Origin of the sequence: Trichococcus flocculiformis (assembly GCF_900113645.1) — a bacterium.
Classification (GTDB): Bacteria; Bacillota; Bacilli; order Lactobacillales; family Aerococcaceae; genus Trichococcus; species Trichococcus flocculiformis.
In genome coordinates, this window is record NZ_FOQC01000108.1 from 1 (window position 1) to 1,044 (window position 1,044).

Genomic DNA, 1,044 nt, shown 5'->3' on the forward strand with positions numbered 1-1,044 from the left:
TTCAAATAGCAACATCTCGGCGGTATAGCCAAGTGGTAAGGCACAGGTCTGCAAAACCTCTATCACCGGTTCAAATCCGGTTACCGCCTTTCCATGAGTAAGATGGAAAATTGCATTCTTCATATCATGCCGGCGTGGCGGAATTGGCAGACGCGCTGGACTCAAAATCCAGTGCCCGCAAGGGCGTGCCGGTTCGACCCCGGCCGCCGGTATCACACAAAACAGGCTCCTGACGATGACATCATCGTTGGAAGCCTGTTTTTTTTGCATAGTTATACACAAAAATAAAAGGAATATTTGAAATTTTTTCATTTTAAGTATATAATTCGTTGTAACTTACAAAAAGAAACTTGATATCTAAGAGGTGAAAAAGATGCTGACCAAAGAAGAATTGCCATTTTGTCCGGTTGCGACAACCGTTGATCTGATCGGAAATAAATGGAAACTGTTGATAATGCGCGAATTGTTGACTGGAACCAAGCGGTTTAACGAGATGCACCGATTGGTTGATGGTATCAGCCAAAAAGTATTGACTGAAAATCTCCGGAAAATGGAGTCTGATGGGATTGTTAAACGGGAAGTATTTCCTGAAGTGCCACCCCGCGTGGAATATTCATTAACCGATCTTGGTGACTCCCTAAGACCGATCATCAACAGCATGAGTGATTGGGGAACGGATTATATCAAAAATAATCTCTTGTAACAAAAATAAGCCAGCATAGGAAGTAGGAAAGCGGGTTGCAAATCCGACCTTTTCTGTGATCCCATACGGGTGCCAAAAGTTGTATCATTTTCATACTCCCTTTTGAAGCGTTATAATGCTTCAAAAGGGATTTTTTTTTACAATTTTTTGTTGTAGGTATCATTGTAGCTGTAGCTTACAAAAAGGTAAGTACCTGATAAAAAAGTGCGTACTTTTGTAAGGGCATCTTTAAAGATATAGTAAGAGTCACTAGTGTTGCATAAACATTTGTAGGTCCTCATCTAAACTGTTTTCTGAAAAAAAGCAAAAAAATTCCCATGCTCACGCAGAAAGACGACTTT

Annotated in this window: 1 protein-coding gene and 2 tRNA genes; all 3 read left to right on the forward strand. The window is 40.6% G+C overall.

Going from position 1 to position 1,044, the window contains the following annotated elements; genetic code table 11:
- The first annotated feature begins 18 nt into the window (after positions 1-18).
- The 3 genes from BMZ71_RS14580 (at position 19) to BMZ71_RS14590 (ending at position 703) form a co-directional block, all read left to right on the forward strand.
- A tRNA-Cys gene (locus BMZ71_RS14580) sits at positions 19-89 on the forward strand.
- 39 nt (positions 90-128) lie between these two features.
- A tRNA-Leu gene (locus BMZ71_RS14585) sits at positions 129-212 on the forward strand.
- A 161-nt stretch (positions 213-373) separates the two neighbouring features.
- Complete coding sequence (locus BMZ71_RS14590; protein ID WP_086990925.1) at positions 374-703, forward strand: winged helix-turn-helix transcriptional regulator; 330 nt, start codon at positions 374-376, stop codon at positions 701-703.
- The last annotated feature ends 341 nt before the right edge of the window (positions 704-1,044 follow it).

Excerpts from the sequence above, each read along its gene's own strand:
- BMZ71_RS14590 (WP_086990925.1), top strand. The coding sequence starts at position 374 with ATGCTGACCAAAGAAGAATTGCCATTTTGTCCGGTTGCGACAACCGTT.